General features: G+C 64.9%; 19 protein-coding genes. 7 read left to right on the forward strand and 12 right to left on the reverse strand.

The window, feature by feature from the left end; all coding sequences use genetic code 11:
* Positions 1–54 precede the first annotated feature (54 nt).
* The gene (locus NKF27_RS13955; protein ID WP_253552477.1) at positions 55–1,626 is read left to right on the forward strand and encodes a PAS domain S-box protein; all 1,572 of its coding nucleotides are present in this window, start codon (positions 55–57) and stop codon (positions 1,624–1,626) included.
* A gap of 193 nt (positions 1,627–1,819) precedes the next feature.
* Positions 1,820–2,491, forward strand: coding sequence for a response regulator transcription factor (locus NKF27_RS13960; protein ID WP_253552479.1), 672 nt, complete (start codon positions 1,820–1,822; stop codon positions 2,489–2,491).
* A gap of 83 nt (positions 2,492–2,574) precedes the next feature.
* Here the strand turns inward: NKF27_RS13960 and NKF27_RS13965 are convergent, their stop codons facing one another.
* Positions 2,575–3,132 (reverse strand): DUF6624 domain-containing protein, encoded by a 558-nt coding sequence (locus tag NKF27_RS13965; protein WP_253552481.1) that lies wholly within the window; start codon positions 3,130–3,132, stop codon positions 2,575–2,577.
* Positions 3,133–3,401: 269 nt separating this feature from the next.
* Here NKF27_RS13965 and NKF27_RS13970 point away from each other — a divergent pair, with 269 nt between their 5' ends.
* Positions 3,402–3,875 carry a nucleoside deaminase gene (locus tag NKF27_RS13970; protein ID WP_253552483.1) on the forward strand — a complete coding sequence of 158 codons (474 nt, stop codon included), beginning with the start codon at positions 3,402–3,404 and terminating at the stop codon, positions 3,873–3,875.
* 99 nt (positions 3,876–3,974) lie between these two features.
* Here NKF27_RS13970 and NKF27_RS13975 read toward each other — a convergent pair whose 3' ends face one another.
* Together NKF27_RS13975 and NKF27_RS13980 are read right to left on the reverse strand one after the other, a co-directional pair.
* Positions 3,975–4,871: an MOSC domain-containing protein gene (locus tag NKF27_RS13975; protein WP_253552485.1), complete on the reverse strand. Its 897-nt coding sequence runs from the start codon at positions 4,869–4,871 to the stop codon at positions 3,975–3,977.
* Between the two features lie 93 nt (positions 4,872–4,964).
* Complete coding sequence (locus tag NKF27_RS13980; RefSeq protein WP_045992900.1) at positions 4,965–5,654, reverse strand: aspartate/glutamate racemase family protein; 690 nt, start codon at positions 5,652–5,654, stop codon at positions 4,965–4,967.
* Between the two features lie 189 nt (positions 5,655–5,843).
* On the opposite strand from NKF27_RS13980, the gene NKF27_RS13985 reads away from it, so the two are divergent.
* The gene (locus NKF27_RS13985; RefSeq protein ID WP_108133266.1) at positions 5,844–6,740 is read left to right on the forward strand and encodes a DMT family transporter; all 897 of its coding nucleotides are present in this window, start codon (positions 5,844–5,846) and stop codon (positions 6,738–6,740) included.
* 94 nt (positions 6,741–6,834) lie between these two features.
* Here NKF27_RS13985 and NKF27_RS13990 read toward each other — a convergent pair whose 3' ends face one another.
* The 6 genes from NKF27_RS13990 to NKF27_RS14015 all read right to left on the reverse strand — a co-directional run bounded on the left by NKF27_RS13990 (position 6,835) and on the right by NKF27_RS14015 (position 16,906).
* Positions 6,835–7,608: an enoyl-CoA hydratase-related protein gene (locus NKF27_RS13990; RefSeq protein WP_253552487.1), complete on the reverse strand. Its 774-nt coding sequence runs from the start codon at positions 7,606–7,608 to the stop codon at positions 6,835–6,837.
* A 141-nt stretch (positions 7,609–7,749) separates the two neighbouring features.
* Entirely contained in the window at positions 7,750–8,601 is an 852-nt protein-coding gene (locus NKF27_RS13995) for a 3-hydroxybutyryl-CoA dehydrogenase (protein WP_253552489.1), read from the reverse strand.
* Positions 8,602–8,744: 143 nt separating this feature from the next.
* A complete protein-coding gene (locus tag NKF27_RS14000) occupies positions 8,745–10,373 on the reverse strand; it encodes an acyl-CoA synthetase (RefSeq protein ID WP_045992904.1) in 1,629 nt (542 codons plus the stop codon).
* Between the two features lie 124 nt (positions 10,374–10,497).
* Entirely contained in the window at positions 10,498–12,285 is a 1,788-nt protein-coding gene (locus NKF27_RS14005) for an acyl-CoA dehydrogenase (RefSeq protein WP_253552491.1), read from the reverse strand.
* A gap of 212 nt (positions 12,286–12,497) precedes the next feature.
* On the reverse strand, positions 12,498–13,136 hold the full coding sequence (gene lolA, locus NKF27_RS14010; protein ID WP_045992906.1) for an outer membrane lipoprotein chaperone LolA: 639 nt from the start codon (positions 13,134–13,136) through the stop codon (positions 12,498–12,500).
* 188 nt (positions 13,137–13,324) lie between these two features.
* Entirely contained in the window at positions 13,325–16,906 is a 3,582-nt protein-coding gene (locus tag NKF27_RS14015; RefSeq protein ID WP_253556483.1) for a DNA translocase FtsK, read from the reverse strand.
* Positions 16,907–17,087: 181 nt separating this feature from the next.
* Between NKF27_RS14015 and aat the strand changes: the two genes are divergently transcribed.
* The 3 genes from aat to infA all read left to right on the forward strand — a co-directional run bounded on the left by aat (position 17,088) and on the right by infA (position 19,336).
* Positions 17,088–17,804 (forward strand): leucyl/phenylalanyl-tRNA--protein transferase, encoded by a 717-nt coding sequence (gene aat / locus NKF27_RS14020; RefSeq protein WP_045992907.1) that lies wholly within the window; start codon positions 17,088–17,090, stop codon positions 17,802–17,804.
* 98 nt (positions 17,805–17,902) lie between these two features.
* Entirely contained in the window at positions 17,903–18,649 is a 747-nt protein-coding gene (locus tag NKF27_RS14025; protein ID WP_253552493.1) for an arginyltransferase, read from the forward strand.
* Positions 18,650–19,117: 468 nt separating this feature from the next.
* Positions 19,118–19,336, forward strand: coding sequence for a translation initiation factor IF-1 (gene infA, locus NKF27_RS14030; protein ID WP_013332816.1), 219 nt, complete (start codon positions 19,118–19,120; stop codon positions 19,334–19,336).
* A 381-nt stretch (positions 19,337–19,717) separates the two neighbouring features.
* Here the strand turns inward: infA and clpA are convergent, their stop codons facing one another.
* The 3 genes from clpA to icd form a co-directional block, all read right to left on the reverse strand.
* Positions 19,718–21,994: an ATP-dependent Clp protease ATP-binding subunit ClpA gene (clpA, locus tag NKF27_RS14035; protein ID WP_045992909.1), complete on the reverse strand. Its 2,277-nt coding sequence runs from the start codon at positions 21,992–21,994 to the stop codon at positions 19,718–19,720.
* A gap of 204 nt (positions 21,995–22,198) precedes the next feature.
* Entirely contained in the window at positions 22,199–22,531 is a 333-nt protein-coding gene (gene clpS, locus NKF27_RS14040; RefSeq protein ID WP_045992910.1) for an ATP-dependent Clp protease adapter ClpS, read from the reverse strand.
* Positions 22,532–22,834: 303 nt separating this feature from the next.
* Positions 22,835–24,091, reverse strand: a complete 1,257-nt coding sequence (gene icd, locus NKF27_RS14045; RefSeq protein WP_253552495.1) for an NADP-dependent isocitrate dehydrogenase — start codon at positions 24,089–24,091, stop codon at positions 22,835–22,837.
* Positions 24,092–24,106 lie beyond the last annotated feature (15 nt).

Consider the following 24,106-nt stretch of genomic DNA (forward strand, 5'->3'; position numbering starts at 1 on the left):
GACAGCAACGACGCTAAAGCCTCCAGCGCCGAACCGCGAACCGAAGAGGAACGCTTGCGCCAGCAGGTAGAGGCGCTGAGCGAACGGGTACAGCAGCTCGAACAGGAGAAGCGCCACTATCAGTGGCTGGCCGAGAGCACCACGGATCTGATCTCGCGCCACGACCACAACGGCGTCTTCCTCTACGCCTCTCAGGCCGCCAGGACCCTGCTGGGCTATGATCCTGACGACTTGATCGGTGTATCGGCCTACGACCTCTTCCACCCGGACGATCTGGCGGCGCTGCTGTCCAAGTCCCCTCGTATCTACTACCACGAGGGCTTCTACGAGCAGACCTACCGTTTTCGCACCCGCAGCGGCCACTACATCTGGTTCGAGACCACCAGCCGTACCCGTCGCGACCCCGCTACCGGCGAACTCACCGACGTGCTGTGCGTCTCCCGCGACGTCAGTCGGCGGGTCGAGTCCGAGGCACGCCGCGAGCGCCTGGCAAGGGTGGTGGAATCGACCACTGATTTTGTGCTGTTCTGCGACCAGGACGAACACGTGGTCTACTGCAATCAGGCCGCACGTAGCCTGTTCAGGCTCGACGAAGAAGGCGCAAGCACGACCATTGCCGAACTCTTGGTGCCAACGTCGGCACAAAGATGGCGTGAACAGGTGCTGCCTGCCGTCACCCTGGAGGGGCGCTGGAGTGGCGAGCTGGCCCTGGCGTCACCCTCAGGCGAGATCCCGGTACTCAGCGTGGTCCAGCTGCACCGTGAACAGGGAGGGCAGACGCGACTGTCGATCCTCAATCGAGATCTCAGTCTGCGCCTGGAGGCTGAGGCCCAGGCACGCCGCCATCAGGAGCAGATCACCCACGCCAATCGCCTGGCGAGCCTGGGTGAACTGGCCACCAATATCGCCCACGAATGCAATCAGCCGCTGGCGGCCATGGGCAACTACGCCAGCGGCGCGTTGATGCAGCTCGAGCGCGACCCCGACCAACCCGCCCACCAACTGGCGCTGCCCCTCAACCGCATCAACGATCAGATTCAGCGCCTATCCGAACGCTTCAAGCATATCCGTCGCTTCGTTCGCCGCGGCAGTCTTCACCTCGCGCCCCAGAATCTCGCCGAGATCATTGGCCAGGCCTGCGACCTGTGCGAGCCCCAGTGTCGGCACGAAGGCGTGCATCTGGCGTCACGCCTGGCCCCTGGCCTCGACCTCGTCATGGCCGACGCCATCGGCCTGGAACAGGTACTGGTCAACCTGATCCGCAACGCTCTCGACGCCTGTCGCGACATCGCCACTCCGCCCAGGCCTCCGTGCATTCGCCTGGAAGCCTACCCTCTTGGCTCCCGTGAATGCTGCGTGGACATCGTCGACGACGGCCCCGGCGTGGCACCAGAGCAACGCCAGGGCCTGTTTACGCCCTTCGTCAGCGGCCGCAAGGACGGTCTCGGCATGGGGCTATCGATCAGCCTGTCGTTGATCGAGGCCATGGGCGGCAACCTGGTGCTGATCGATGACGGCGACCCACCGAGCGCAGACGCTCTTCCCCCCGGTCCCGGTGCGAGGCGGCCAGAAGATCCTGACGCGCCACAGGGTGCGCGCTTTCGCATTACCCTGCCCTCCGCCTGAGGGCTTGAACAGCTGATACCTCGGCGCGTCCCCTGACTTGAGGCGCCAAGCGCCAGCCAGGCGGAGATCAGGCACCAGGCTTTGTACAAAAACCCGGCGACCAGGCATCGCCTGGCACGGTCCCCTTTGGCCGGGGGATCGGCTAGCATAGGGGCCTGCCCGCGAGACTCGCCCAACCAGCGAAGTGACCATCATGCCTGTCGACACTGCTGACCAGCCAACCATCGCCATCATCGACGACGACGATGACCTGCGCGAGTCGCTCGCCTGGTTATTGCAGTCGGTGGGACTTGGCAGTCAGGGCTACGCCAGCGGCGACGCCTTTCTCGCCTCGTCGCGGCACCATGAGGTGCTGCTGCTGGACGTGCGCATGCCCGGCCTCAGCGGTCTGCAGGTCCAGCAGCGGCTGGCCGAGCGAGACCGTTGTCCGCCCCTGATCATGATGACCGGTCACGGTGACGTGCCCATGGCAGTCGCCGCGTTGAAGGCGGGAGCCTTCGACTTCATCGAAAAGCCCTTCAATCAACAGCAATTGATCGATGTCATCCAGCAGGCGCTGGCCCACCACCAGCACCGGCAGCGGGCCCAGGCCGATCTCGAAGAGCTGCGGCAGCAATATGAAGGGCTGAGGGCCAACGAACAGGCCATTCTGGTCGAGGTGGCCCGCGGGCTTACCAGTCGCGAGATCGCCGAGAAGTTGACGCTGAGCGCCAAGACCGTGGAGGTCTACCGTCAGCGCATCATGAAGACACTCGGCGCCGATAGCCTGGCGCATCTGGTCAGGCTGGCCGTGGCGCTGGGATTGGTGGCAGCACTGCCCGGGCAGGATAGTGACGTCGACCGAGATGCCGGCGCGCCGTCATGAGTCTGGTGACAAGGGCAGATTGAGAGGCCACCAAATGGCGGCCGGCTCAGTTCGACATGCAGCAGGAAGTGAAGCAAAGCGGTTCAGGCCGAACGCCGTAGCCAGTCATCCGGACCCGCTAACCCCGGTCCCCTCAGCCGTGCCAGACGACTGGACAGCGGCTCCAGCCCGAGCGCCTGACGACGCCGATCGACGTCATCCGGCCGTTCGATGACGCTGGGCACGGGCCAGCCGTCGTCGCCGATCTCGAATTGGGTGCCATAGCGCTGGGGCCGACCGGTCAGGACCCTTATGCGATCCTCGAGAAAGGCCAGCTGCCACCCGGGCGCCTGTCCGGCGGCAACCGCCTGAATCAGTGCAGAACAGCAGCGCTGCATGAAATCCACGTCGAAAACCGCGTGCATCGCGATGTACCAGGCTGCTTCGCTGCCGTCTTCCCCGACGGTGTCCTTGCCCGGCCAGCCGTGACGATCGATGACCGCAGACAGGCGCTCGGCGTTGGCCTGACGCAGCGCACGCACTCGCGGATGATAGTCGGCGGAGGGGATCTCCCCCGAGGCCGCGAGTTCATCCAGCAACGCTCTATCCTGCTCGGCCAGCGCCACCATCTGCTGGGCCAACATGGTATTCCTCGTGTTCATGCAACGCACCTCATTTGCAGGCCAGCTTGCCGACAACCTACAGCGTCCTAGGGTTACCCTTCGGCATCAATAGTCGATCCGCCGGGCGCTGCGTAGGAAAATGCCGACGCCAGAAGCATATTTCAGTGAAGAATCACGTATCTGGCTGTCCGTCATCTGACAACTTTGGTCCATGCTAGAGTCAAGCCAGGGCCACAGATATCCCTCCCCGGAGGCATCCTTCCCCAGGCAGGAGGCCGCCCGCGAATCATCTTTATGAGGAATACTGAATGAATTCGACCGATCGTCAGCACCTGCGCCGCTGCGTTGACCTGGCCAGGGAGGCCCTCGAGGCTGGTGACGAGCCGTTCGGCTCGCTGCTGGTGGACCCGCAAGGGCAGGTTCGCTTCGAGGATCGCAACCGCGTCGCCGGCGGTGACGCGACCCGCCACCCCGAATTCGCCATCGCCCGCTGGGCGGCCGAGCACCTCAACGTCGAAGAGCGCGCGCACTCGACCGTCTATACCTCCGGCGAACACTGCCCCATGTGCGCTGCGGCGCATGGCTGGGTCGGACTCGGACGCATCGTCTACGCCAGCTCCTCAGAACAGCTCGGCCGCTGGCTCGGCGAGTGGCAGGTGGCACCTGCCCCGATCGCCCCGCTGCCGATTCAGACCATCGTGCCGAGTGCCGAGGTGGAGGGGCCGGTTGAGGAGTTTGCCGACGAGATTCGCGAGCTGCACCGGCGGCTCTACCGGAAGTGACGTCGTGATGGAGGACGGGAAGGACGGGAAGAACGTGAGAGCATCGAGAAGTCGGACAGCGGCGTCGAGTCGTTGGCCGGCAAAGCCGGTGATCAACCGTCAGCTCAGGCTATCGAGCACGTCACCCACACGCAGGATGGCCCCCACGCCCTGCTCGACGACGGCATTCTGGCCAAAGAAGGCGCCCTTCCAACCGGGCTGGGTATCCATTTCCACCAGGGTCTTCAACGGCTCCTTGGCCGAGGGCGCCTCACCGCTGCGCTGATCCAGGGTGATGATCTTGCAGCGCTTGCATGGCTTGCGCAGGCCGAGGCGATAGCCGGGCCCGGCCAACGAGGCCCAATCCCGTTCGGCGAAGGGATCACCGCCCGACACCACCAGGTTGGGGCGGAAGCGCTCCATCGGCACCGGCGCCTCCCCCTTGGCTTCCAGCCGCTGGTTGAGCGCTGCCAGCGAGGCCTCGGAGGCGATCAGCAGGGGGTAGCCATCGGCAAAGGCGGTATGCACCACACCGCGCTCCGCCGGCGGCAGAAACTCGGTCTCTACCCAACGGCGCTGCTCGTGGGGCAGGCGCACCAGCCGCAACCGCCGGAAACGCCCCGCTTCGCCCTGGGGTTCTGGCAAGGACTTTGGCAAGGACTCTGGCAAGGACTTTGCCAGCGCTTCTGCCAGCCAATTCGCCGCACCGTCGCCTTCGTCCAACGCCTGGCATTCGCTCTGCCAGACCCGCACCCGGCGCACCGCCGCCTTCGGCTCGTCCAGTGACAGCACGAGCGGCGCCATCCTCTCGTGGACCAGGCGCAGCTTGTCGGACGACAGTTCGACACCGATGGTCGCCAGGGCGGGGATCTCACGCTGGGTGACGAAACGCCCGTCGTCGTCGACCAGCATCCAGCGCCGATCGAAGGCGAGCCCGCGCTCGGTGAGTTCAGCCCTGGACAGCGCGATGCCGCGCAGCGACTTGACGGGGTAACAGGCGAGAGTGGAAAGCTTCATGGGCATCCTTGCCAGGGGCCATCGTCTCAAGTTGGTGGCACGGGCACTGCACGGAGCCAGTACCAGTGCTAATAACCAGTACCAGTATCAGTATCAGCCTAGCGCCAGTTCGACGGCCCTGCGGGCGTGAATGGCCGTCGTATCATACAGCGGAATCTCGGTGTCGGCCTGAGCGACCAGCAAGGCGATCTCGGTGCAGCCCAGTATCACCGCTTCCGCACCACCGGCCTTGAGCTCCTCCATGATCGACAGCATCACCTGGCGTGACGCCTGCTCGATTTCACCATGGCAAAGTTCATCGTAGATGATCCGGTGAACCTGATCGCGCTGGGCCTTCTCGGGTACCTGTACCTCGATACCGTAGGCCTCGAGCCGGTCCTTGTAGAAGCCCTGCTCCATGGTAAAACAGGTGCCGAGCAGCCCCACCCGCTTGACCCCGTCGGCGATCAGGGCATCGGCGGTGGCGTCGGCAATGTGCAACAGAGGGATATCCACCGCCTTTTCGATGTCTCGGGCCACCTTGTGCATGGTATTGGTACACAGCACGATAAGGTCCGCGCCCGCCTCCTGAACGCGCCAGGCGGCGTCGGCGAGCAGCCCGGCGGCATCCTCCCAGCGGCCCTGATGCTGAAAGGCCTCGACCTCGGCGAAGTCCAGACTGATCAAGGCAATCCTGGCCGAATGATGTCCACCAAGTGCGCGGTTCACATCCCGATTGATGACCTGGTAGTAGCTCACCGTGGACTCCCAACTCATGCCGCCCAACAGCCCGATGGTCTTCATAGCGCCCTCCCGAGGACTTCCCTGGCCCAGTCAGTGTTGCGGTACCGTCTACTTCAGCATACAAGAGTCATCGGTGGCTCACAGCACCCTCACCCTCAACGGCTTTCCTGTTTCGCGCATCTCGCATACTCTTGGCGAGCTAGCAAAAGTGCTACCACTACCTCCACCGTCCCACGACAAGGAATCTCGATGACGGCCTCAGACACCCTCAAGCTGGTCCTGCTGTCGAGCCTGTGGGGACTGTCCTTCATCTTCATGCGGGTGGCCTCGCCGGAGTTCGGCGCCGTCCCGGTGGTGATGATCCGCATGGGGGTCGGCGCCCTGCTGCTGCTGCCCCTGCTGGCATCACTGCACTACCTGCGCCAGGTGCGCGACAATATCGGGCGCCTGGCGCTGCTCGGCTTCATCAACCACGTGGTGCCGTTTTCGCTGCTGGCCCTGGCGACCACCCAGCTCGAGGCAGGCTTCACCTCGCTGATCAACGCCACCACTCCGATCTTCACCGCGCTTATCGGCGCCGCCTGGTTCGCCACGCCGATTCGCCGACGTCAGTACCTGGGTCTGGCGCTGGCCTTCGTCGGTGTCTACGTGTTGTCCGCCGATCGGCTGGACTTCCAGCTGGGCGGCGATGGCTGGTACATCCTGGCGATTCTCGGGGCCACCTTCTGCTATGGCATCGCCGGCAACTACTCAAAGACCCACCTCGGCCATCTGCCGGTACGCGTGCTGGCCGCAGGCAGCTGCTCGATGTCCGGGCTGATGCTGCTGGTACCTGGGCTCCTGATGTGGCCGCAGCAAGCCGTCAGCATCGAGGCCTGGGGCAGCGCCCTGGCCATGGCGGTGCTGTCCACCACTGTCGCCTTTCTGCTGTTCTTCAGCCTGCTGGCCAGCGCCGGGGCTACCGCCGCCTCCACCGTGACCTTTCTGGTACCGGTCAGCGCCCTGCTGTGGGGCTATCTGCTGCTCGACGAGACCCTGGGACTGCGCACCCTGGTGGGCATGGCCATCACCCTGGCAGGCACCGCTGTGGCCACCGGCATGCTGTCGCCGGGCCGGGACAAGGCCACGCGACCATTGCCCCGCTAGGCGCCACCCCCTGACTCCTCGCGCCTGAACGACGAAGCGGCCATGGCATTCGCCATGGCCGCTTCAGTGCTCGCTGAAGGCTTACGAGCGAGGCTCAGAAGTTGGGCTTGCGCTTCTCGACGAAGGCGCTCATGCCTTCGCGCTGCTCGTCGGAGGCGAAGCACAGGGCAAACAGGCTGGTCTCCAGCGCCAGGGCGCTGTTCAGATCCTGGTCCATGCCGTCGTGGATCACCTGCTTGGCACTGCGCACCGCGCCGGGGCCATTGCCGGACAACTGCTTGGTCAGGGTGGCGGCGTAGTCCTCGAGCTCGGCCTGGGACATCACCTGATTGACCAATCCGATGCGCAGGGCCTCCTGGGCATCGATCTTGCGACCGGTGGTGCAAAGGTCAAGCGCCATGGCCGGGCCGACCCGACGCGGGAGACGCTGGGAGCCACCGAAGCCGGGAATGACCCCAAGCAGTACCTCGGGCTGGCCAAACACCGCGTTGTCGCTGGCCACCGCCCAGTCACAGGCCAGCGCCAGCTCGCAGCCGCCGCCAAGGCAGAAGCCGTTGACCAGCGCCACCACCGGCACCGGCAGCGTCTCGAGGCGCTTGATGGTCTTCAGCGCCTGACCGGCGAAGTCGCGCGCCTCGAGCGGGTTCATCTCGCGCATCGCGGTGATGTCGGCACCGGCCACGAAGGACTTCTCGCCGGCGCCGGTGATCAGCACCGCGCGCAGGCCCTCGCGACCTTCGAGCCGATCGAGGATCTCGGCCAGCGCCTCGATGACCTCGCGATTCAGGGCGTTCAACGCCTTGGGACGGTTGATGGTGAGGCGTACCACGCCATCGTTGTCGACCATCTCGACCAGTTGTTCGCTCACGAAATGCTCCTTGTCAGAGTTGTCAGTTGTCGGCGAGGCCCGCCTGGCGTCGGCGGAGCCTGGCGCGTTCGCCACCTTTGGCCCAACCCTAGCGAACGCTTGGTAGGCTCACAAGCCATCCTTTTGGCGCATGCCACCGCCTCAACCGCTGTAGTCGTGAAAGCCGCGGCCGCTCTTGCGTCCCAGATAGCCGGCGTCGACCATCCGCTTGAGCAGCGGGCAGGGACGATACTTGGGATCGCCGAAGCCATCGGCCAGCACATTCATGATCGCCAGGCAGACGTCCAGGCCGATCAGGTCGGCCAGCGCCAGCGGGCCCATCGGGTGGGCGGCGCCAAGCTTCATGGCGGTGTCGATGTCTTCGGCGCTGGCCACCCCTTCCTGCACCAGGAAGGCGGCCTCGTTGATCATCGGCACCAGCAGGCGGTTGACCGCGAAGCCTGGGGCGTCGCCGATCGCCACAGCGGTCTTGCCCATGGACTCGGCCAGGGCTTCGACACGGGCCACGGTCGCGTCGCTGGTCTGCTCGGCGCGGATGACCTCGACCAGCTTGAGCACCGGCACCGGGTTGAAGAAGTGCATGCCGACGACTCGCTCTGGCCGCTGGCACACTGCCGCCAGACGGGTCAGCGACAGTGAGGAGGTGTTGGAGGCCAGCACCGCCTCGGGGTTGATCTCATCGAGCTCCCGGAACAGGCGTTCCTTGAGCTCCGGCGCTTCCGGCGCCGCCTCGATGATCACCCCGCAGTCGGCCAGGGCCTGAAGCGAGTTGACCGTGGTCAGGCGCGCGCGGGCCTCGTCCCGCTGTTCGGCACTCAGCCGCTGCTTTTCCACCAGCCTGGCAAGGCCCTTGTCGATCGCCGCGCTGGCCCGCTCCAGGGCGGCCTCGGCAACATCATAGAGGCTCACCTCGAAGCCGCTTTGCACCAGCACCTGGGCGATGCCCTGCCCCATGGTTCCACCACCGACCACACCGATCCGCGTGTCGCTCACTTGCTTTCTCCCTTGATGGATATTTCCCTCGATCATGACACAACCACGCCGCCCCCGGTCACCCCGAAGGCGGCGTCTGATGATCTGCTCCCCGCTCTGTCTCGGGCGGGCTTACCCTGCCATCAGCGGATGGCAGGCGGCGATCAGCTCTCCTTGGCCTGCTGACGCAGCACGAACTTCTGGATCTTGCCGGTCGAGGTCTTCGGCAGTTCGGTGAAGACGACGCGCTTGGGCACCTTGAAGCGCGCAAGCTTGCCCCGACAGTGCTCGATGATGTCCTCTTCGGTCACCTCACCGCTGGTGGCCTTGAGCTTGACGAAGGCGCAGGGGCTTTCGCCCCACTTCTCGTCAGGCTGCGCCACCACCGCGGCCTCTTCCACCGCCGGGTGGGCGTAGAGCGCATCCTCGAGTTCGATGGTGGAGATGTTCTCGCCGCCGGAGATGATGATGTCCTTGGAACGATCCTTGATCTCGATGTAGCCATCGGCGTGCCACACTGCCAGGTCGCCGGTGTGGTACCAGCCACCATCCAGCGCTTCCCGGGTGGCGGCCTCGTTCTTCAGGTAGCCCTTCATCACGTTGTTGCCACGCATCATGATCTCGCCGATGCTCTCGCCGTCCTTGGGCAATGGCTCCAGGGTCACCGGGTCGGCCACGCAAAGCGCCTCCAGCATGTGCCCACGCACGCCCTGGCGGGCCTTGATGCGGGCACGCTCCTCCAGCGGCAGCTCGTCCCAGGCCTCGCGCCAGGCGCACACCGTCACCGGACCATAGACCTCGGTCAGACCATAGACGTGGGTCACATCGATGCCGAGTGACTCCACCCCGGCGATCACCGCAGCAGGCGGAGCCGCCCCGGCGGTGGTGGCCTTGACCGGGTGGTCGATGGCACGACGCTGGGACTCGTCCAGATTGACCAGTCCGTTGAGCACGATCGGCGCGCCGCTGAAGTGGGTCACCTTCTCGTCGGCGATCAGTTCCATGATCTTCTTCGGGTCGACCTTGCGCAGGCAGACGTTGACCCCGGCGTTGGCGGCGATAGTCCAGGGGAAACACCAGCCGTTGCAGTGGAACATCGGCAGCGTCCACAGGTACACCGGGTGATGCGGCATCGCCCACTCGAGGATGTTGCTGACGGCGTTGAGGTAGGCGCCGCGATGGTGATAGACCACGCCCTTGGGCTTGCCGGTGGTCCCGGAGGTGTAATTCAGCGAGATGGCGTCCCACTCGTCTTCGGGCAGGCGATAGGGGTAGTCGGCGTCACCTTCGGCCAGCAGGTCCTCGTACTCGATCTCGCCCAGGCGCTCGGCCTGGCCCTCGAACTCGGGATCCAGCACGTCGATGATCAGAGGCGGTTTATCGAGGCCCTTGATCGCCTCACGTACCACCTCGACAAACTCCGGGTCCACCAGGATCGCCCGGGTCTCGGCGTGTTCCAGCATGTAGGCAATCGCCGAGGCATCGAGACGGATATTCAGGGTGTTGAGTACGCAACCGGCCAGGGGCACGCCAAAGTGAGCCTCGAACATCGCCGGCACATTGGGCAGCATCACCGACACCGTATCCCCCTTGCCGAGCCCACGACGCTCCAGCGCCGAGGCCAGTCGCCGGCAGCGCTGCCAGGTGGTGGCCCAGTCGCGGCGCGTCTGGCCGTGGACAACCGCCGGCAGGTCCGGATAGACGCTGGCCGCGCGTTCGATGAAGGTCAACGGCGAGATCGCCACGTGGTTGGCCGCGTTGCGCGGCATGCCCTGGTCGTAGATGTTGCTCATTAGACACTCCTGATTGAAGGTCGCATGCGTAGCCACTGGCGGCCTGCGCCTCGCTACGAGGGAAATGACGATGGCCGATCCTGAACAGAAGATAGCCGCCGGTGGACACCGACGGCCAATCGGTTCAGCCAAGCGATACGCCAAGCAGTTCGTCGAAGCCAGCCTCGATGACGCGACGCTGGGCGCGCCCCTCGGGGAGCCACTGGCGCACGGCGAAGTCGGCACAGGCCAGCTTGCGCCGGTAGAAGTCGTCGTCGCTGCCGGCGTCCAGCGCGGCCCGGGCGATGATCGCCGCGCGACCCATCTGCCAGGCGCACAGTACGTGGCCGGTCAGCGACAGAAGCGGTGTGGCGTAGGCCTGGATGGCGTCGGCGCCGCGTTCGGCGTCTGCCCCCGCCTCCAGCACCAGGGCCGCACAGGCACGCAGATCCTCGGCACCGGCGGCAAGCTCTGCCCCCAGCGGAGCAAGAGAAGAATGGGCTGACAGCGCTTCGGCGGTGGCCTGCACTTCGTCGATCAGCAGTGACAAGGCCGCGCCGCCATCGCGCTGGAGCTTGCGCCCCGCCAGATCGAGCGCCTGGATGCCGTTGGTGCCCTCGTAGATCGGTGCGATACGCACGTCCCGCAACAGTTGCGCGGCGCCGGTCTCCTCGATGAAGCCCATGCCGCCGTGGACCTGAACACCCAACGAGGCGATGTCCACCGCCTGGTCGGTGGAGAAGCCCTTGACCACCGGGATCAGCACCTCGGCCCGCGCCTGGGCCTCGCGACGGCGCGGTTCGTCCTCATGGTGACGAGCCACGTCGAGTTGCTGAGCGCACAGCAACGCCAGCGCCCTCAGGGCGTCGGTGCGCGCCCGCATCGACAGCAGCATGCGGCGCACGTCCAGGTGCTCGCCGATGGTGCAGGGCTCGCCTCCGCGGGACGCAGGTGTGCGTCCCTGGGAGCGATCGTTGGCGTAGGCCAGGGCGTGCTGGCAGGCACGCTCGGCGACACCGATACCCTGGATACCGACCTTGTGGCGAGCCTCGTTCATCATCGTGAACATGTGGTTGAGGCCGCGCCCGGCCTCCCCCACCAGATAGCCGACGGCGCCGTCCTTCTCGCCGAAGCTGAGGGTGCAGGTGGGACTGCCATGGATGCCCATCTTGTGTTCGATGGAGGCACATACCACGTCGTTGCGCTCGCCCGGCGAGCCGTCCTCATTGACCAGGAACTTGGGCACCAGAAACAGCGAGATGCCCTTGTTGCCCTCGGGGGCGTCGGGGGTGCGCGCCAGCACCAGGTGGATGATGTTCTCGGCGGCCTCGTGTTCGCCCCAGGTGATGAAGATCTTCTGGCCGAACAGCCGGTAGTGATCGCCTTCCGGCACCGCGCGGGTGCGCACCCGAGACAGGTCCGAGCCGGCCTGAGGCTCGGTCAGGTTCATGGTGCCGGTCCAGCTGCCTTCTACCAGACGCGCCAGGTAACGCTGCTGGAGTTCGTCGCTGCCATGGTGAGCCAGCGCCTCGATGGCACCCGCGGTCAGCATCGGACACAGGCCCAGCGCCATGTTGGCGCCATGCAGCATCTCCTGCACGCTGCTGGCCACCACCTCGGGCAGCCCCTGGCCGCCACGCTCCTCGGACACACCGATCCCGTTCCAGCCGCCCTCGGCGTAGGCCTGGTAGGCCTCGGCGAAGCCGTCGGGCAATGTCACGCTGCCGTCTTCCAGCCGGCTGCAGCCCTGGCGATCACCGCTGGCATTGAGCGGCGCCCAGACATCAGAGGCGAGCTTGGCGGCCTCCTCGAGCACAGCGTCGACCAGCTCGGGGCCAACCTCGGCAAAGGGGGCCAGGTTCAAGGACTCGTGCTCGAGCATTTCCGACAGCACGAAGGACAGGTCTCGCAGGGGAGCGGCGTAGGGATACATGGGGCACCTCGTGAAAACGATACCCGAGATAGTAGTTTCCCTAGTCGGCTCACACTATTGGGCCAAGGTCGCAGTAGACTTCAGGGTTGATCGGGGACAAGCGGCGTGCTCGATAGCGCACGGTAAGGAGGGAACGGACAGAAAATGGGAGGCCGTGGAAAAGGTGCGGAAGGGAGGCCGCCGCCGAGCGTGATCGGCGGCGGCAGGTGTGATCAGCGGGTCTGGCGAATCACGTCGGTACCCTCAGGCACCTCGAAGCGGTAGCGCTGGTCATCGATGTTGCCGTTCTGCTCGGCGTTATCGAAGGCGATGGCGGTACGCTGACCGGTGCTGTCGGTCATCTCCAGCGCCGCCAGCTGCTCGCTGTAGAAAGTCAGGCGCAGGCTTTCGAACAGGGTGTCCGAGGCCTTGGGCTCCAGGGTGAAGGTCTCGGCGGTGCCTTGCTGAGAGCTCTTGACCTCGTAGCTGTCGGTGAGCTCGTTGGCGCTGCCGGACAGCAGCAGAGCCGGGGTGTGGGTGATGCGCTCATCCAGCGGCTGAATGGTGGCCTGCTCGAGATCGGGGTCATAGAGGGTGACCTCATCGCCGTCCGACACCACGATCTGCTCGTAAGGTGCCTTGACCTCCCAGCGGAACTTGCCGGGGCGCGACAGCCACATGTGCCCTTCGGTCTGCTGCAGGCGCTGGCCACTGCCGTCGAGGATCTGCTGCTCGAAGTCGGCGGAATAGGTGTTCAACGGCTCCAGCATGCGGGTCAGGCGCTCAGCGCCGTCGGCCAGCGCGGTGGCGGGAATCGCCAGCGCCAGGGCCAGCGTGGCAAGACCGGAACTCAAGGTAAGGCGTGCGGGCATAGCGTCTCTCCGTCGAAATCGTCGAAATCCTTGTCGCGCCGGAGCGGCTCCGGCGCCGGGAGGATGTCCGTTTGAGTCCAGTATGCCTGGCAAGTTGCCGCTGAACCCGGTCGTGACACCCTCTTGCATGGTGATTACATCCTGACGCGACACTGTCCCCAAATGGAGACAGTGTCGCGCCGATCGGGTTAGCCTGCGGTGGGCGGCGGTGCCAGCACCTCTCGCCCGCCGTTGCTGCCCATGGACGATACCACCCCGGCCATCTCCATGGCCTCGACCAGGCGTGCGGCGCGGTTGTAGCCGATCTTGAAGCGCCGCTGGACCGCCGAGATCGAGGCCCGGCGCGTCTCGGTGACAAAGGCCACGGCCTCGTCATAGAGGGCGTCCTGCTCGGCGTCGCTGTCGTCGCCGGAGCCTTCGGCCTCGAGCCCGGTCAGGGCATCGGCGGAGACACCACCGGAGAGGATCTCGTCGATGTACTCGGGCTCGCCGCGCCGCTTCCAGTCTTCCACCACCCGGTGCACTTCATCGTCATCGACGAAGGCGCCGTGCACACGGGTCGGCTGACCGGAGCCCGCCGGCAGGTAGAGCATGTCACCATGGCCCAGCAGGTTCTCGGCGCCGCCCTGATCGAGGATGGTGCGGGAGTCGACCCGCGACGACACCTGGAAGGCCATGCGGGTGGGGATGTTGGCCTTGATCAGGCCGGTGACCACGTCCACCGAGGGACGCTGGGTCGCCAGCACCAGATGGATACCGGCGGCGCGGGCCTTCTGCGCCAGTCGGGCGATCAGCTCCTCGACCTTCTTGCCGACGATCATGAACATGTCGGCAAATTCGTCGATCACCACCACGATGTAGGGCAGCTTTTCCAGCACCGGCGGGGTCTGGTGCATCTCCCAGGGCTGGGGCTCCCACAATGGATCGGCAACCTGGGCACCGGCCCGCTCGGCCTCATCGAGCTTGCTGTTGAAGCCGGCGATGTTGCGCACTCCCATGGCGGCCATCAGCTTGTAGCGACGCTCCATTTCGGCCACGCACCAGCGCAGGGCGTTGGCGGCCTCCTTCATGTCGGTAACCACCGGCGCCAGCAGGTGCGGGATACCGTCATAGACCGACAGCTCCAGCATCTTGGGATCGACCATGATCAGCCGAAGCTCGTCGGGGGTCGCCTTGAGCAGCATCGAGATCAGCATGGCGTTGACCCCGACCGACTTGCCCGAGCCGGTGGTACCGGCGACCAGCACGTGGGGCATCTTGCCCAGGTTGGCCACCACCGCGGCGCCGCCGATGTCCTGACCCAGCGCCATGGTGAGACCGGAGGCCTCGTGCTGGTAACGGTCCGAGTCGATCACCTCACGCAGGCGGATCATCGCGCGATTGGGGTTGGGGATCTCGATACCCACGGTGGGACGGCCGGGTATCACCTCCACCACGCGTACGCTCTTGACCATCAGCGAACGCGCCAGGTCCTTGGCCAGGTTGCTGATCTTGGAGACCTTCACCCCCGCTGCCGGCTTGATCTCGAAGCGGGTGATGACCGGGCCCGGCCAGGTATCGACGACCTCGGCCTTGACGCCGTATTCGCGCAGGCGCATCTCGAGCAACTCCGCCATGTCGGCCAGTTGCTGCTCGGTGTAGTTGGGCTGATGCGGCTCCGGCGGGGTCAATAGCCTGAGGCTTGGCAGCTCGCCGTCGGGTTCCGGCAGGTCATCGAAACCGGGACGCTGGCTTTGCAGGTGCTCTACCGTCCACAGCGTCGGGCCGTCGTTGTCGGCGGCCTCACGGGCTTGCTCGGCGGTAGCCACACGTCCTTCGCCCACGCTGTCGTGGCCTCCGGCAACATTCGCGCCCGCGGCGTCGTGACCTGGCTCAGCGCGGGGAGGCTCGGCCGGCGTGCCGGCGTCGCTGCGCTCCGCTTCCTGCTGCACGCGCTGACCAGCATCCTGACCAGCGTCCTCAGCAGAAGACGGACGGGGAGAAGAACTGGGGGCCTGACTCGAGACACTACGCGGCGCCTCATGGGTGGCCGCCAACAGACCGGCACCCGCCCCTGCAGCGATGGCGCCGCCAGCCAGGGCACCACCATCATCAGGCAGCACCGGCTCGGGGATTTCCTCGGCACGACGCTCCTCTCGACGAGGCTGCGTCTGGTGGCTCGACGGCTCCTCCCCGCGAGCGGGCTCTTCCCGACGCGGCTCCTGTGGACCGCCGGTCGCCGGCGCAGACGGCGCGGCCTCGGGCGCCTGAGCAGAAGGCGCAGCCTCGGACTCCTGAGAAGAGCCAGGCGCGGCTGGCGCGGCTTCGGGCGCCTGTGGAGAGCGCGCCTCAGAAGAGCGCCCCTGTGAAGAGCGCGCCTGAGCAGAAGGCGCAGCGGGCGAGGTTTCGGGCGTCTGCGGAGAGCGCGCCTCAGAAGAGCCAGGTGCGGCCCCGGGCGCCTGTTGAGAGCCGGGCGCGGCCCCGGGCGCCTGTGGAGAGCGCTCCTGTGGATCGGCTGGCGCGGCGGGCGCGGTTTCGGGCGTCTGTTGAGAGCTAGGCGCGGCCTCGGGCGCCCGTGGAGAGCGAGTGCTCGGCTCGCTTGCACGTTCAGGCGAAGGCACCGGCGCATCCCTCTCGGCACGCAGCGACATCGGCTCTTCTGCCCTTGCCGCCAAAGGTGCCTCTGCCGCAAAACTGCCGCCCAGGGTCGGCTCTCGCCGCTCTCTGGAAGCCGTGGGCTCCGGGGCCAGGGTCGGCTCTCGCCGCCCGCCCTCAGGTTCGGTGGGACGGGTGTCCCGCGGCGTTGTGGTGCCGTCCTGAACGCTACCTTCATGGCGACGGCGAGGCGCGGCCTCGGCAAAGCGTTCGGTATAGGCAGCGCCAGGCTGCTTGGCCGACGGCGTGGATTCCGCCACGTCCCAGGGAATATCGGTGTTGCCGTCGTCGCCCATGGACGACCCCGCGGCCTCATCCAGGTCGGTCGACGCCCTCTTGCCGCGCAGGCGCTGCCACCAGGAAGGCCGGGACGTGGTGTCGCTTTCCTCACCATCTTCCTCGCCATCTTCGCTGTCGATCGGCGATGACGCCTTGGTCCTGGCCTCCGGTGCGCTGCGCTGGTCGGCGCCCTGCCCTGCGTCGTCCGCGCCCTCGGACGGCGCAAAGCGGGACTTGAGCCAGCGTCCCAGCAACAGACAACGGTGGCCTGCCTCGTCCATGACATTGAGCCAGGACAACCCGGTAAACAGCGGCATTCCACCCAGGATAGCGACCACGGCGAGCAGACCTGTTCCGCCGACGCCCACCAGTGGCCGCAGGGCGCCGACCAGCCCGACCCCGAGGATGCCACCGGTGGAGTATGGCAACACGCTGTCGGGCTGATGGAAGTAGAGCGCCCCCAGGGTGGTGCACCCCAGCAGCAGCAGAATCAGCCCACCGCAGCGCACGGCCAGGGCGGTAGCATCCCACTCGAACTCCACTCGCCGGGAACGGATCAGATACCAGGCGGCAAACGCCAGCATGCCTGGCCACCACAGGGCGCTGATGCCAAACAACGAATACAGCACGTCGGCGAGCCAGGCCCCGATGGGGCCCATCCAGTTGGCCACCGCGGTCTCGGGGCCACTGCTCGACCAGCCGGGGTCCGCCGGCTCGAAGCTGAACAGTGCCAGCAGCAGGAATACGCAGGCAGCCAGCAGTACGATGATCACACCTTCCCTGGCAGAGCCATGCAGACGCAACCCGACCTTGCGGGCGGTCTCCTTGGCGGCTGCCGCCGTCGCGCGCGACGACATGGACTTCTTGTTGGCACTCAAACGGCCTTCCCCTTGCGCCATAACGGCGTCTTCCATCCTTCTGACTGGAGGTCATGATACCGAGCCAGCCGGTGAGCGAATAGGCCCAGCATACCTTGAGCGAAGCGCGGGCTGGGGGCACACTGCCCCATCTTCCACCCGGTATTGCAAAGGGAGCCCCATGCTGCCCTGGCTCAACGAACATCCTGTGACCTTTCCTTCGGTCGATATTGCCCTCGACGACCCGGACGGCCTGCTGGCCGCTGGCGGCGGGCTATCTCCCGAATGGCTGATAGAGGCCTACCGCCGCGGAATCTTCCCCTGGTACAGCGACGACCAGCCGATTCTCTGGTGGAGCCCCGATCCGCGCATGGTGTTGCACCCCGAAGAGCTACGCGTGCGCCGAAGCCTCGCCAAACGACTGCGCAACGGGGGCTTTCGCGCCACCGCCGACCAGGCGTTCGACGCCGTCATCGACGCCTGTGCTGCACCGCGTAACGATGGTCATGCGTCAGGCACCTGGATCACCGATGAAATGCGTGACGCCTACTGCGACCTGCACCGGGAGGGGGTCGCTCACTCGGTGGAAATCTGGCGTGACGACCGGCTGGTCGGCGGGCTCTACGGTGTCGCCCTGGGACCGGTATTTTTCGGCGAATCGATGTTCAGCCGCGAGGCCGACGCCTCCAAGATCGCCCTGGTGCATCTGGCCCGCGCCATGGCGGCCGGCGGCGGGCGTCTGATCGACTGCCAGATGCACACGCCCCACCTGGCCAGCCTCGGCGCTCGAGGTATCGCTCGATCAGCCTTCATCGGCTATCTTGAGAGGTGGCTGGATGATCTGGACAGAGACAGCCTGACGACGCCGGCATGGTCATTCACCGGCATCGGTGAATGACGTGGTATCAGTAGGCAATGTATGACGACCACCATTGACACGACCCATACCAACGCCTGATCCATCACTCGATGCCATCCGACAGGGAGACGGCAGCCTTGAGCAGCAATACACCGCGTCAACCCGTACGCGACCTGCGGTTCTTTCTTACTGTGCCGCACGCCTGCAGCTATCTGCCGGGCAAGGAAGCGACCACCCTGTTCCTGGATCCCAAGGAATCCCCGGGACAGGGCGTATATGACGCGCTTACGCTACTTGGCTTCCGTCGCAGCGGTCTGCATCTTTACCGCCCTCACTGTGAAGGCTGCCACGCCTGCATCTCCGTGCGAATCCCGGTAGCGGACTTTAGCCCCAATCGCACCCAGCGACGCCTGATGCGGCGCAATGCCGACCTGACCATCGAGGTGGTGCCGGCGCAGTTCGACTCCCGCCACTACGACCTCTACGCCCGCTATATCTGCACGCGCCACCATGACGGCGACATGTTCCCACCGAGTCACGAGCAGTACCGTACCTTCCTGAGCCTCGATCAGCCCTACGCGAGACTGCTGGAAATGCGCCTGGACGGAAAGCTGGTAGCGGTATCGGCCTTCGACGAGCTGCGCCACGGCTTGTCCGCCATCTACACCTTCTTCGACCCGGACCACAGCCTCGAGCGCCGTTCTCTTGGCACCCAGGCGGTGCTGGCTTTGATCCAGATGGCCTCCCTCAAGGGGCTTCCCCATGTCTACCTGGGCTACTGGATCGAGGAGTGCCGCAAGATGAGCTACAAGAGCAGCTTCTCTCCCCTCGAGCGCCTGGATGGCCGGCTCTGGCGGCGACTGGTGCCGACCGATAGCGAGTGACCGCCCAACCTGACGCCTCACGCACGTTCTCTGCTCTCTAGAAAGCAGCCGCATTTCTCCAGAGTCGGGTGCTCCAAGCGTGCCTGATAGCCATCTGCCTTTGCCATCTGGCTCCGGGGATACTGGAAAGCGGCAGAATATCGCGCACTTTGAGGGGCTAGCCTGCTATCAATGGCCATCTGCCTTTGCCATCTGACTCCGGGGATACTGGAAAGCGGCAGAATATCGCGCACTTTTTGAGGGGCTAGCCTGCTATCAATGGCCATCTGCCTTTGCCATCTGGCTCCGGGGATACTGGAAAGCGGCAGAATATCGCGCACTTTGCTTATCCTTGAGAGCCAACCTGCCATCTGCCTTTGCCATCTGCTTCTGCATCCGGCAGAATATCGCGCTATCCTGACCACAGTAACGGCAGTGACGCCTCAAGGTCAGGCATCTTTTCGATTTCACCAGCGAGGATTCGCCTATATGGCACGCGAAGACCATATCGAAATGGAAGGCGTGGTCGTCGACACCCTTCCCAACACCATGTTCCGGGTCGAACTGGAAAACGGCCACGTGGTGACCGCCCACATCTCGGGCAAGATGCGCAAGAACTACATCCGCATCCTGACCGGTGACAAGGTCAAGGTCGAGCTGACTCCCTACGACCTGTCCAAGGGTCGCATCGTCTACCGTTCCCGTTGAGAACGGCCGGCGTCAGCGCTTCAGCGCCGACGCTACTTGCCGGTAACGCGCCTTAGCGGCGCGCCCCACCCCACCGGCAAGCGCAGCCCCCTTTCGCAAGACAGCAAGACTCTGGTGCAGCACCAGCCCTGCTTTGCCTGACGCAGCAGGGCGGCACCGCCTCGTCCAAAAGCCGGGCAACGACCCGCTGCCGGGGACTCGCACGGCTATTGCCGTCCAGACCCTGCTGGATACAAACGACGACGCCCCGTCGTTGACGGGGCGTCGCGTAGTTCCACATCCTGACCAGTCGAAGCAACCGACTTGCTGATGGTCTCAGCAGGCAGGCTCATCAAGCAGGCTTCAAGGGCTTGGCCACACCCCAGTAGCCTACCTCGACACTCAAGGCGCGTCGGCCATCTCCACGTCGGTGGACAGGTGAAGCTCTCCGTCCTCCAGACTGACGTGCACCAGACCACCGTGCTCGGCCAGATCGCCGAACAGGATCATCTCGGCCAGGGGCTTCTTCAGCTTTTCCTGGATCAGTCGCGCCATGGGGCGGGCGCCCATGTCCGGGTCGTAACCCATGGTCGCCAGCCAATCGCGCGCCTCGTCGTCCACCTCGAGCTGCACCCGCTTCTCGTCGAGCTGGGCCTGCAGTTCCACCAGGAACTTGTCGACCACATTGCGTACGACAGGCTTGGCCAGCGACGCGAACTGGATGATGCCATCCAGACGGTTGCGGAATTCCGGCGTGAAGGTCTTGCGAATCGCCTCCATGGCATCGGTGGAGTGGTCCTGGGTCTGGAAACCGATCGAGCGACGCGTCGCGATCTCGACCCCGGCGTTGGAGGTCATGATCAGAATGACGTGACGGAAATCCGCCTCGCGCCCGTTGTTGTCGGTCAGACGACCGTGGTCCATGACCTGCAGCAGCAGGTTGAAGACCTCGGGGTGCGCCTTCTCGATCTCGTCGAGCAGCAGCACACAATGGGGCTGCTTGGTGACCGCCTCGGTCAGCAGACCACCCTGGTCATAGCCGACATAGCCAGGAGGTGCACCGATCAGCCGCGATACCGTGTGCCGTTCCATGTACTCGGACATGTCGAAGCGCAGCAGTTCGACCCCCATGATATGGGCCAGCTGACGCGCCACCTCGGTCTTGCCGACGCCGGTGGGGCCGGCGAACAGGAAGCTGCCGACCGGCTTGTCCGGCGACTTGAGCCCGGCGCGGGACAGCTTGATCGCCGCCGCCAGGCTGTCGATGGCCTCATCCTGACCGAACACCAGCATCTTGAGATCGCGATCCAGGTTCTCGAGCAGCTTGCGATCGGAGCTGGACACGCTCTTCGGCGGAATCCGCGCGATGGAAGCGACCACCGCCTCGACCTGATCGACGTCGATGGTGTCCACGCGCATTTCCGGCGGAAGCAGGCGCTGGTGGGCACCGGCCTCATCGATGACATCGATGGCCTTGTCCGGCAGGAAGCGGTCGTTGATGTAGCGATCCGCCAGCCGCGCGGCGCTGTCCAGCGCGGCGTCGGTGTACTTGAGCTGGTGGTGCTCCTCGAAGCGTGAACGCAGCCCCTTGAGGATCTTGATGGAGTCCTCGACCGAGGGGGCCATCACATCGACCTTCTGGAAACGACGTGCCAGGGCACGATCCTTCTCGAAGATGCCGCGGAATTCCTGGAAGGTGGTGGAGCCGATACAGCGCAGCTCGCCGGAGGACAGCAGCGGCTTGAGCAGGTTCGATGCATCCATCACTCCACCGGACGCCGCACCGGCGCCGATCACCGTATGGATCTCATCGATGAACAGGATGGCGTTGGGCAGCTTGCGCAGTTCCGCCAGCAGGCTCTTCAAGCGCTTCTCGAAGTCACCACGATACTTGGTACCCGCCAGCAGCGCGCCCATGTCCAGCGAGTACACCACGGCGTCACCGATCACATCGGGCACGTCTTCCTCGACGATGCGCTTGGCCAGGCCCTCGGCGATGGCGGTCTTGCCGACGCCGGCCTCACCGACCAGCAAGGGGTTGTTCTTGCGCCGCCGTGCCAGAATCTGCACCACCCGCTCGAGCTCATGATCACGCCCGATCAGGGGGTCGATCTTGCCCATGCGGGCCTGCTCGTTGAGGTTGGTGGCAAAACCGGTCAACGGATTGCCGCCGGCCTCGCTGCCGGCTTCCTCGGCGTCCTCGGCCTCGGGAGCCGCCGAAGACGGGCTCTGGCCGTGGCCGGTGACCTTGGAGATACCGTGGGCGATGTAGTTGACCGCATCGACCCGTGCCACGTTCTGCTGCTTGAGGAAGTAGACCGCCTGGCTCTCCTGCTCGGAGAAGATCGCAACCAGTACGTTGGCACCGGTCACTTCGCTCTTGCCAGAAGACTGCACGTGGAACACGGCCCGCTGAAGCACTCGCTGGAAGCCCAGCGTCGGCTGGGTCTCGCGCTCGGTCTGGTCTTCCGGAATCAGCGGGGTGGTGGAATTGATGAAATCCTGCAGGTCGGACCGCAGCTTGTCGAGATTGGCCCCACAGGCACGCAGCACATCTGATGCTGAAGCATTATCCAGAAGCGCCAGCAACAAGTGCTCCACGGTCATGAACTCATGGCGCTTGGAACGCGCCACGGTGAAGGCCGTGTTCAGGGTCAGTTCAAGTTCTTTGCTCAGCATGGCAGTCCCCTTCTCGCCGCATAGGGCTTGCATCGGATCTTTTGTGGTCCGGCACCATCAACATCGGGTACAAATGGCGCCGTTGCAAGTTCTTCGTCAACGCAGCAGCCGTCTCTCGTTAACGCGGGGCCGGCTTGTGCGGATCTGTGACCACTCGTCGCCGCCAGCGGCAGCACTGTCAGGGCGATCCGATATCGACCCGTCTCAGTCCGCTGCCTCGATATCGCTCAACAGCGGATGCTGGCACTCTCTCGCATACTCGTTGACCTGATGGCTCTTGGTCTCGGCGATGTCATGGGTAAAGACACCGCAGGTTGCCTTTCCGTGGCTGTGGACCGTCAGCATGATCTGCACGGCGGTCTCGCTGTCCAGATGGAAGAAGGTCTGCAGCACCTCCACCACAAACTCCATGGGGGTGAAGTCGTCGTTATGCAAGACAACCTTATACATGGGTGGCCTGGCCACCTCGGGGTCAGCCTCCTGGGTCGCCAGATCACCGTCATCCTGCTCGCCCGGCTCACTGGGCGGACGGGTCATTCCGGCGAAGGGGGCGCGGATCCAGACAGGATCCTCCTCTCTTGCGTTGAACATAGGCCTCACACTGTCAATCGGGTGCCTGCGCCCACCCGCGTCGAGCATTGGACGTCGGCGGCGCGGCAGGGTTCCGTTCCGTCTCCCATTATCGGAAATCCGACGGACGCTTTCACGCAAAAAACGTACAAAGCAAAAAGCCCCCGCCCGAGCGGGCGAGGGCCTTTTCAGAGCGCCGCGATAAACAGCCGGTACGGGCGATAGCGATCACCGGCACCAGACGCTGTCATCGGACGATCGGTACGTCGCTTACATGTTGTCGGCGACGGCCTGACCGAACTCGGAGCACTTGAACAGCGTGGCGTTTTCCATCAGGCGATGGAAGTCGTAGGTGACCTCGCCCTTGCTGATGGCCTTCTCCACGCCCTTGAGCACCAGATCGGCGGCCTCGACCCAACCCATGTGGCGCAGCATCATCTCGGCGGAGAGGATCAGCGAGCCCGGGTTGACCTTGTCCTGGCCGGCGTACTTCGGCGCGGTGCCGTGGGTCGCCTCGAACATGGCGGTGGTGTCGGAGATGTTGGCGCCCGGCGCGATGCCGATGCCGCCCACTTCCGCCGCCAGGGCGTCGGACAGGTAGTCACCGTTCAGGTTCAGGGTGGCGATGACGTCGTATTCGGCCGGACGCAGCAGGATCTGCTGCAGCATGGCGTCGGCGATGACGTCCTTGACCACGATGTCCTTGCCGGTCTTCGGGTTCTTGAAGGTCATCCAGGGACCGCCATCGAGGAGTTCGGCGCCGAACTCTTCCTTGGCCAGCTCGTAGCCCCAATCCTTGAAGGAGCCTTCGGTGAACTTCATGATGTTGCCCTTGTGCACCAGGGTCAGCGACTCGCGGTCGTTGTCGATGGTGTACTGCAGGGCCTGACGGACCAGACGCTTGGTGCCTTCGATGGAGACCGGCTTGACGCCGATGCCACAGCTCTCAGGGAAGCGGATGTTGGTGACACCCATCTCTTCACGCAGGAACTTGATGACCTTGTCGGCTTCCGCGGTACCGGCCTTCCATTCGATGCCGGCGTAGATATCTTCGGAGTTCTCGCGGAAGATGACCATGTCGACGTCGGCAGGCTTCTTGACCGGACTCGGCACGCCTTCGAACCAGCGCACCGGGCGCTGACAGACGTACAGGTCCAGCTTCTGGCGCAGCGCCACGTTCAGTGAACGGATGCCGCCACCGACCGGCGTGGTCAGCGGGCCCTTGATGGAAACGATGTAGTCCTTGACCGCTTCCAGGGTCTCTTCCGGCAGCCAGGTGTCCGCGTCATAGACGTGGGTGGCCTTCTCGCCGGCGTAGACTTCCATCCAGTGGATCTTGCGCTCGCCGTTGTAAGCCTTCTGCACAGCGGCGTCGATGGCGATCTTCATCGCCGGGGTCACGTCGACACCGATACCGTCACCCTCGATGAAGGGAATGATCGGATTATTCGGTACGTTCAGGCTGTTGTCGGCGTTGGCGGTGATCTTTTCGCCGCCCTCAGGGACGACAATTTTCTGGAAACCCATTGAGAACTCCCCTGT

This window comes from Halomonas sp. DN3 (assembly GCF_024137905.1).
GTDB classification, from domain to species: domain Bacteria; phylum Pseudomonadota; class Gammaproteobacteria; order Pseudomonadales; family Halomonadaceae; genus Halomonas; species Halomonas litopenaei.

Bases quoted from the DNA above. Each gene is read 5' to 3' on its own strand.
- NKF27_RS14005 (WP_253552491.1), bottom strand. From the start codon at position 12,285: ATGTATCCCTACGCCGCTCCCCTGCGAGACCTGTCCTTCGTGCTGTCG.
- NKF27_RS13965 (WP_253552481.1), bottom strand. From the start codon at position 3,132: ATGAACACGAGGAATACCATGTTGGCCCAGCAGATGGTGGCGCTGGCC.
- NKF27_RS14015 (WP_253556483.1), bottom strand. From the start codon at position 16,906: ATGTCGTCGCGCGCGACGGCGGCAGCCGCCAAGGAGACCGCCCGCAAG.
- aat (WP_045992907.1), top strand. From the start codon at position 17,088: ATGCTGCCCTGGCTCAACGAACATCCTGTGACCTTTCCTTCGGTCGAT.
- NKF27_RS13985 (WP_108133266.1), top strand. From the start codon at position 5,844: ATGACGGCCTCAGACACCCTCAAGCTGGTCCTGCTGTCGAGCCTGTGG.
- lolA (WP_045992906.1), bottom strand. From the start codon at position 13,136: ATGCCCGCACGCCTTACCTTGAGTTCCGGTCTTGCCACGCTGGCCCTG.
- NKF27_RS13975 (WP_253552485.1), bottom strand. From the start codon at position 4,871: ATGAAGCTTTCCACTCTCGCCTGTTACCCCGTCAAGTCGCTGCGCGGC.
- NKF27_RS14000 (WP_045992904.1), bottom strand. From the start codon at position 10,373: ATGAGCAACATCTACGACCAGGGCATGCCGCGCAACGCGGCCAACCAC.
- icd (WP_253552495.1), bottom strand. From the start codon at position 24,091: ATGGGTTTCCAGAAAATTGTCGTCCCTGAGGGCGGCGAAAAGATCACC.
- infA (WP_013332816.1), top strand. From the start codon at position 19,118: ATGGCACGCGAAGACCATATCGAAATGGAAGGCGTGGTCGTCGACACC.
- NKF27_RS13970 (WP_253552483.1), top strand. From the start codon at position 3,402: ATGAATTCGACCGATCGTCAGCACCTGCGCCGCTGCGTTGACCTGGCC.
- clpS (WP_045992910.1), bottom strand. From the start codon at position 22,531: ATGACCCGTCCGCCCAGTGAGCCGGGCGAGCAGGATGACGGTGATCTG.
- clpA (WP_045992909.1), bottom strand. From the start codon at position 21,994: ATGCTGAGCAAAGAACTTGAACTGACCCTGAACACGGCCTTCACCGTG.
- NKF27_RS13980 (WP_045992900.1), bottom strand. From the start codon at position 5,654: ATGAAGACCATCGGGCTGTTGGGCGGCATGAGTTGGGAGTCCACGGTG.
- NKF27_RS13960 (WP_253552479.1), top strand. From the start codon at position 1,820: ATGCCTGTCGACACTGCTGACCAGCCAACCATCGCCATCATCGACGAC.